Genomic DNA, 7,991 nt, shown 5'->3' with positions numbered 1-7,991 from the left:
CCCGCCAGCAGACGCGTTAGACCCGGATCTTCAAGCTCGCGTTGCTCCAGTTGTTCTTCGATTTCGGCATCGAGACTGATGTCCATATCCCGAGGTAATAACGAGGGGGCGTAATCTTTGAGTTTTTCGTAACGCATGGCCATTTTGACCACCGGATATTCGCCTGGCAGGGTGATGTAACAACTCAGATTGGGTAATGACTGGATATCGGAATAGTTGACCAGATACACGTCTTCTTCCGACTTGCTGAATGAGACCCCATCCCTGACGGTATCGGCCCCGTAGCTGTATTGCTCGCTAAAGATTTTGGCCCGACGCTGACCCAGTTCCTTCATCGCGAAGGTCGCTTCATGCTCACTGGGCGAGCGGAAGAAGAAACGGGTATTGATCAGGTCAAACATGGCGTTGGCATATTCCACACCGTAGGTGTAATCCAACTGGGATTTATTCTGGAAGCCCAGCGTAAAGCAACCACCAAACTTACGGGCCTGAGCCAGCACATCCGGCAACTCGGCCAGTTTGTGCAGGGAAATCAGTTCGTCGTAAATAAACCAGACACGGCGGTTGGGATTCGGTGTCATGGACATCAGATTTTTGGCCGCGATGGCCAGCCAGACAGACACCAGGGGCTTAACAGATTCGTGATACTCATCATGACTGGTGATAAATAAAATACCGTTGTTACCACTGTCATTGACGCCTTTCATCCATTCCCGGATGGTAAACGGCTTTTTCCCATTTTTTTCAATCCCCTGCAAATAACGCAGTGCCTTGACATAGTTAGTTAACACGCTGCGTATGGAGATGGCGGTTTTTTCGACCTTTTCCTCCATCAAGGACGCGGCTTCAGTACCGGATAAAAAGGCCCGGAGGTCTTTCAGGTTGATGGCGAGTAAGGTGCGCAACAGTTTGTTATAGCTACGCTTGGGGTCTTTTCCCATTTGATAGCCCACACCGGTAAAGATAGTCCGGGCAGAACCTTGCCAAAACGGATCTTCTTTGGCACTCATGGGGATAAGCGTGCTGGACATGCTGTCGAACTCGGGGATTGAACGGCACTCCGCCCACAGGTCCCAGTTCTCACACCGGCTGTCCATGGCATTCAGTAACTTATCGGTGTTTTCGTTGTAATGCTTCTCTGTATAGGTCCCAGCCTTGTCGTAAATAATGGCCATATCGCCACGTTCACGGGCCTGCTTAATCAGCTTATTAATCGCATTGGTCTTACCGGTCCCTGGCGAACCCAACATGGCAATATTTTGGACTTCACTGTCTTTTTTCAGCGGTAAGTCATCAAAGTAAAGGGTGGAGGCATCATTACGTTTACGCATAAGGGCCGCGACGGCTTTCACATCGTCGGTCAGGTTCCTGCCGCCAATCAGCTCATCTTGCGCCTGTCGTTCACCGAGCCGGTGCAGGAAGCGGTAGACCAGATAGGCCAGGAACAACACGATGACTGACGTCCAGAATGCTGCCAGCCCCAACTCCTGTAACACCATTTGACCGGCATAAGTCATATAAGGGTCTTTCAGGATATTTTCAGAAGTGAACTTCAGCACCATATCGTTGTAATGAATGTCATACACTGGCGGGACGCGGTACATGGCCCCTTCACTTTTATGGGTCAGGTATAACCACCAGTATTTCCCGCCGTTAATAATTTCCTGATTGGGTAAGCGAAAATAGAAAATGGTCGGCATGAAGATAAGAAAGCAGAGGATAAGCCAGAAAGAGATACGTTTATTGACCTGCATAAACATACCCAGCATATAGCTGAATACCTGGCCTCCCTGAGTAATATGCTTACTGGAAGAGGTCATTTTATATTACCTGTGGATAATTAAATATAATGAAAAAATGTCAGCAACACGACTTAATCAACAGGGTATCTATTAATAGATGAAAGGAGTTTTACGATTTAACACCCACGCCATCCCGATATAAATAAACAGCACCAAGATGGAGAAAGTAGACGACAGATGAGCAAGGTTGGTGATAAATTCACGATTAATTACGACACTATTGTCATAACAAGCAACAAAAACCCAAAATGCAATAACAGGAATGGCAACAGCAAGCCAACCAATAATATTAAATAAAGTCATTACCAAAATAAAGACGGTATTTATTATTGATATAATTACCCCTATTATGTTACTCATCACGAATGGAGATAATTCTTTCTCCCTATGATTATCGCCATGGTGTCCTGATTCAACGCCCGTGCCATTTATTACCGGAACGGCATTAGATCCTTCTTGCGAAGAATTATTCATATTGAATTCCCTATTAAGCATTCATAAAAAAATATTGATGAAGTACAAATGATGATCTGTCGCCCTGGCAGGTGCAGATGTCTATATATCCATAATAATGTAGAGGCATCCCTGAGTGGGAGGTTTGGAGTGTCGCAATGAATATCGAGGACGCGGTGCCTGAAGAACATGAACACACAACACAACTGAGCCGCGAAAATGGGGGGGAAAACCTCCCCCGCACATAGGCTACTTTCTTACTTCGTAGGCAAGCGTTGCCAGCAGCACCACATCCCCCCGCTCAACCCGGATTTCACAGAGTGAATCCCGAACCAACAGTGTGAACATCAGGATGGTGATACACACCATCCCCAGCCCATACAGGGTGAATTTGCTAAACATACTTGCCTCCTGATAAGAAAGAGGCTTACAATTGAACTGTTGAGATTCATCGTCGGCCTCGTGGGTTAAAGGATTTAACTTGCGAGGCTTTCGTCTTTCTGTCCTTTGCATCATGCTTGAGACAGAAAGCCTCAAGCACCGCGCCGCCATTCTAACGACCTTTTGATGAAAATCCTACGCTTACCGACCGCTCAATCTGCGAGCACACAATTACTTTTCAACGACAGCAGGGGCCGAAGGTGAAAGTATATCCTTAATTTTACCAATAACTGCAAATACGGCAGGTGTAAAATAACGGCTTATTGACATGTTAAAAACAATACAAAGAATCATAGTGGTAACAAAGTACGACACACCAACAATTAAGCTTCCCCAGTCAGCATAAAAAAGATAAAAAATTGAAACCATCGTATTGATTCCGAAGTAAAAACTTAAGTATAACTTTAGCTTCCTTTTTACTTCACCAATAAGAATTGAGTCTCTTCTCGTTTTTAAATCCAAACACAAGTACATAGCCACATTATTATATGTCACACCAATAATTAGAATTGAAGCGAAAATACAAATCCCGACGGTAAATATTGACTGCATCAGCAATCGTTCTCCGCTCCAGTCAGGGTAAATATACAAGCTTGATACAAATACAAGTAGTTGGGTTAAATAAAGGAATTTTAGTATTTTAAATGGATATGCCAATACGTCTCTCCCTGAAGGGATTACGTAGTCATAACTGCGAACTGATTCCAGTATTTTATTTACATCATTCTCTATCAATGTTCGGGTTAACCTCATTTATCCTTTCCTCCTGTAAGATCATCCACACCATTTTTAACCTGATCTTTTAGTTCTGACATTTTATTTTTATCTGAGTCACTATAATAACGGAATGTAGACTGCTCATCCTTTTCTTTTTCTAACGCTGAATTAAAGGCTTTACCACTCCCCTGATGCTCTTGCTTAAGAGTATTATATTCTTTTTGAACACCCTGTCTCGATTCTGCCACTGTTCCTTGCGTCGAATCAATCTGTTGTGTCGCATTTTGGCGCTGTTCCTGTACAGACGCCGATATAACACCCCTGTCCTGCACGCCATTATTCTTCGCATTATCACTAATTGCACTTTGATTATGTGCAAACTGGGCCTGTATCCCCATCGACCCTTCATCTGGCGCAGACACACCGCCCATACCGCCAGCCGCTCGGACTTTGTTGTTCGCAAACTCCTGCTCTAACGCCGGTTTCAGTTTTTCATCCACAAACTGTTCTGCCAGTTGCTCTCGCTCCGCACGGATGGCCGGGCTGGAGGTATCAGTCAATATGGCGTCTGAGTTCTGAGGCTGCTTGGTCTGGACATATCCCACAAACTCCTGCGCATAATTGCTCTGGATATTGGCACTGTTATTTTCAGCATAACTCGCCATCTGACCGTATTCATGGCTGCGATTGAGTGCATCATTATATTGACTGACCTGAGTACGCATCTCACTGAAGGTGCTGGACATCTGGTTAGCCAGTGAACCCGACTCATTCTGTGTGTGACTGCCACTGTCCGTCACTCGCTGGCTACTGATAACATCCACGGCTTCCCGGATATCCTTCAGTTCCTGTGCGGAATAGCCTTTGCTGTGCCCGGTCTGGTTAGTGGTATCCGAGCTGGTGCCATGTGATGAGCCACTGTTGCCGGTATACTCCCCTTTGACATGTCCTTCTGCGGAGAAGCTCATCCCGGTGGTCAGTGAGGCGACCTTGCCCAGAATCTGACGGTCAGTATCGAATTTAGCCTGCGCACTTACGCCCGCCCCCACACTCATATTCTGACTCTTATCCATCGCCTCACGCACCGCTTCACTCTGCGACACATTATTGTCACGCTGATAACGCGAGGTAATATTACTCAGCTTGCTCACCGCCTGATTAAAGTTACTGCCACGGCTGTTGTCGGTGCCAGAGGTGGCGGTATCACTGTTTCCGCGCTGCTGACTCCACTGCGTCAGTTGACTGGCCCCCACACTGGCGCTTTGATTAACGCCTTGACTCAAGCTCTGGACCTGGCTCATCGTTTCACGTTGTTGCGCCTGATAGCTGCTGCTCAGTCCTTTAGCTAACTGAACATCGACCGGCAATTTCGACATCCCGGTTGACGAGTCATACACTGTCTGACCACTGCCCGTGCGGGTTGAAGTCGCCCCACTGGCGTGCTGTGATGTCATTTGTCCGTCACGGTGAGAGAAGTTCGTATCCCACTTTTGCCCGCTGGCGTTATTCATCTGCATGTTATTAAACGCCCAGGTGCCATCGGTGGCATTGGAGGCTGAGGCACTGGTCGAACTGTTGGTCGCCGTCCCCAGATAACTCCCTGCCTGAGAGACCCCTTTCCACAAACCAAACACAATCGCCCCCGCAAGGAAGGGGATGGAGTTGGCCAGCCACCCTGACATGGTGGCGACATCACTGTGCATCTGCTGAACGGAGGCCACATTGGACAGGGTAATATCCATCCCGCTCGCGTGGCCCTTCAGGTAGAACGTCATGGCATAATTCAGGATGGCATACAGCGGGGGCCAGGCTTGCAGATAGACCAGTGTAAAGACAAACCCTTTCAGAATACTCACCGTCAACGTATGGATAGACGCCAACAATATCATCAGGGGAAACATGCCAATCAGCATCGCCATCAGTACCGTGTGCATCACCGGTAAGAAAGTCATGCTGATGCTACTGGATGCCGCCCAGCTCATGCGCATTTTGCTGTAAGACGACTCCGAGGCCATATTCACCAGACTGGCCGTATCGCCATTGCGGGATGCGGTGCCTGCAATGCCCGACCGCAACGCACTCATGGTCACGTTCTTGCGCATCACTTCACTGGCGGACTTCCCACCGGCATAATAAAAGTCGTAACTCTCACCCACCAGGTTGGCGAACAAGACATTGGCATCCGGTTTTGTCCCAAAAAAACGGCTGACATAATGCACCCATGTGGTCCCGCCGTTACTGGTATCTAATCTCAGTTGCGGCTCCAGTACATTGCGAGCCAGCGCCTCACAGGTATGAAAACCGGCGGACACCAGTGTGCTTCCTCGCGGCACCATTACGCCCCGCAACGGGCTGGGTTGTGAGAAGATGAGCGTGTAAGGGTCGGTTGAATTCATCAAATCCTGCATACTGTATTTATGGTTGAGCATCATGTCGCCAATCACACAGTTTTTGACGTACTCACCGAATAAGTTCGCCAGTTCCCCGTTTTGCAGGAAAACATCATTGGCCCGCTGAACCAGCGTGGCCCCAAACAACATGCCCGTTTTGCTGTAAGTAGCGGAATCCGGTGTGCGGAAAATGAGTTCATACAGCTCCGTCATGTCTGTTCCAATCGAGGTGATGAGTCGGGCAGGTACGGCCAAACCAACAGGCACATTGTCGACCACATACACACTCGCGGGGTCACTCCGGTCAATAATCTGTACCGTGGCTTTCGGAATGAGCAATAAACTGCTGACAATCACCAGCACCGCAATAAACTTGATAAACTCCAGTGGGTCATGCTTTTGGATGTAGGTGAAATAAAAGACGAAGGCCGCAATAAATAGCACAATACGCAACATCGAGTCCCACGAACTGGAACCGATAAGGGCCGCGACACCATTAAATGCCGCCTGAAAGTAGTCCCCGGAGGCCAGGACATAAACCGTCTGAACGTCCATTATTTCCCCTCGTAGCCGTAGTTTTGCTGATAGCGTTCAAGCAGCTGACTGGACACTTGTTGGCGCAGATAACTCATCTGCCGATCAAGCTCCATCAACGCATTGGATTTCACCTGTACCGCCCCCTGCAACGAATTAAGCTGACGTGCGGCGGTATCCATACTGTCTTTCAGGTTCCTGGCGGTTTCTTCGGGGAAGTTCTTGGCAGCCACCATCATGCGGGCCTGTTGCAGCACTTCTTTCAGATACTGAAGCAGAATGTCATAGGCGACATATTCCGACAGGCTGGACAGCATATTGGGGCCAATACCGGCCATCTGGGGGTCAACCAAATATTTTAGGATGGGAACCGAGGTGCTTTCGATAAAGCCTTTCTCCGCATCTGATAAAGGTTCATCACTGCTCAGTTTGTTATAAATGCCGTCAATCATGGTCTGCACCCGCTTATCCAACCCGTTACTGGCACTGATGGTCATGGTTGAGAGAGTCGGGATTAAGCACGCGTCACTGTTACAGGCGTAGACTTTGGCCTGCCCCCCGTGCATCAGGGCTTTAATGATGTCCTGGTTATCGGCCAGTGACAGCAAGGGGATCACTTTGCCATCATTATCAAATATCAGTGTGCCGGTGATACTCATCGCAAACTCTTTCAACTGCTGATTGCCACTGAACATGGCATTCTTACTGAGTGCATCCCACATCAGGTTTTTGTTAGTCACTATCTGGTCTTTGTACTGCTCCGGGGCATTGGTCAAAATACCACTGAGTTGACCGCCGACCGTACAACCCTGACGAGAAGCGGCCCAGTCACTGAAGATGTTTGATTCACCGGCAATGTCCTGACAAACCTTCTCAGAGCCTAACTGTGTCTTGGGCCACAGCCCCCCGATAATGCCTTGTGCTGCCTGACACGACGACATGTTCATGCTGTTAACATCGGTAGCCAGTTTCTGCACAAAATCCTTGGCCTGCTTCATGCCGGGTACGGCGGTTTGCAACGCCAAATCAAAAAGGTATCCGGCGGCATTGGCCATAATCTGTTTGGCGAACCGCTCCAATTGCTCACTGTTGATGTGGGAGAACGCCCCAAGATAGGCATCGATGCCGCCGCAACCGGCGTTAATGCTGGGAACGGTCATGGATATCATCTGGATTTGTTTCACGTTGCTGCGCAAATACAATGAGCCACCGGTCGCATAACCTGCGGCCTGCCCTTGCCAGACCTGCGCCGCCGTGGCATTGCCCTCAAAGCCCAGCTTATTGAAGAAGTTATTGAGGTCATTATTTACATCCGCATGGAGGGGGGCGGTCATCAGGAGTAGTGAGCCAAACAAGCGTGACTTATTCTGCATGGTGCGCCTCCTTCTGTACTGAATGAACCTCAATAGCTTTAACCGGTTTGTGCAAAGAAGTGAGGGAGTCCATTTCAAGCAAGATCCCAATAACAAATGCAGACGAGACGACAATAGAAATAATAATATAAAACCGAATAAGAATTAATGATTTTTGTTTTTTTAATCGCTTATTTAAATTCGGCTTATTATCTTTTAACTTCTCTAATGAAATTAATTTATCTTTAGAATTAAGCATGTACAGACATCCTTTACTATAATTTAAACTATCAATAAGGAGG

Annotated in this window: 7 protein-coding genes; all 7 read right to left on the bottom strand. The window is 47.9% G+C overall.

The genetic code is table 11. The annotated features are described in order from the left end of the window. Positions 1-1,820: type IV conjugative transfer system coupling protein TraD (gene traD / locus AEP37_RS18805; protein WP_049614784.1), on the bottom strand; the 1,820-nt coding region annotated here is incomplete at its 3' end. A gap of 72 nt (positions 1,821-1,892) precedes the next feature. Continuing rightward, positions 1,893-2,276, bottom strand: coding sequence for a hypothetical protein (locus AEP37_RS18800; RefSeq protein ID WP_049614783.1), 384 nt, complete (start codon positions 2,274-2,276; stop codon positions 1,893-1,895). 228 nt (positions 2,277-2,504) lie between these two features. Next, positions 2,505-2,657 (bottom strand): Hok/Gef family protein, encoded by a 153-nt coding sequence (locus AEP37_RS25155; RefSeq protein ID WP_072086354.1) that lies wholly within the window; start codon positions 2,655-2,657, stop codon positions 2,505-2,507. Between the two features lie 210 nt (positions 2,658-2,867). Then, on the bottom strand, positions 2,868-3,449 hold the full coding sequence (locus AEP37_RS18795) for a hypothetical protein (RefSeq protein ID WP_049614782.1): 582 nt from the start codon (positions 3,447-3,449) through the stop codon (positions 2,868-2,870). After that, positions 3,446-6,358 carry a conjugal transfer mating-pair stabilization protein TraG gene (traG, locus tag AEP37_RS18790; protein ID WP_049614781.1) on the bottom strand — a complete coding sequence of 971 codons (2,913 nt, stop codon included), beginning with the start codon at positions 6,356-6,358 and terminating at the stop codon, positions 3,446-3,448. The genes AEP37_RS18795 and traG overlap by 4 nt, the downstream gene beginning before the upstream one ends. Further along, positions 6,358-7,710 (bottom strand): conjugal transfer pilus assembly protein TraH, encoded by a 1,353-nt coding sequence (gene traH, locus AEP37_RS18785; protein WP_049614780.1) that lies wholly within the window; start codon positions 7,708-7,710, stop codon positions 6,358-6,360. Before traH ends, traG begins: the two co-directional genes overlap by 1 nt. Beyond that, entirely contained in the window at positions 7,700-7,948 is a 249-nt protein-coding gene (locus AEP37_RS18780; protein WP_049614779.1) for a hypothetical protein, read from the bottom strand. Before AEP37_RS18780 ends, traH begins: the two co-directional genes overlap by 11 nt. Positions 7,949-7,991 lie beyond the last annotated feature (43 nt).

Source organism: Yersinia pekkanenii, from assembly GCF_001152565.1.
GTDB lineage: Bacteria > Pseudomonadota > Gammaproteobacteria > Enterobacterales > Enterobacteriaceae > Yersinia > Yersinia pekkanenii.
This window is presented reverse-complemented; position numbering and strand designations above follow the sequence as displayed.

What these genes read in the sequence shown, in the direction of transcription:
- AEP37_RS18800 (WP_049614783.1), bottom strand. Translation starts at nt 2,276, where the DNA reads ATGAATAATTCTTCGCAAGAAGGATCTAATGCCGTTCCGGTAATAAAT.
- AEP37_RS25155 (WP_072086354.1), bottom strand. Translation starts at nt 2,657, where the DNA reads ATGTTTAGCAAATTCACCCTGTATGGGCTGGGGATGGTGTGTATCACC.
- AEP37_RS18795 (WP_049614782.1), bottom strand. Translation starts at nt 3,449, where the DNA reads ATGAGGTTAACCCGAACATTGATAGAGAATGATGTAAATAAAATACTG.
- traG (WP_049614781.1), bottom strand. Translation starts at nt 6,358, where the DNA reads ATGGACGTTCAGACGGTTTATGTCCTGGCCTCCGGGGACTACTTTCAG.
- traH (WP_049614780.1), bottom strand. Translation starts at nt 7,710, where the DNA reads ATGCAGAATAAGTCACGCTTGTTTGGCTCACTACTCCTGATGACCGCC.
- AEP37_RS18780 (WP_049614779.1), bottom strand. Translation starts at nt 7,948, where the DNA reads ATGCTTAATTCTAAAGATAAATTAATTTCATTAGAGAAGTTAAAAGAT.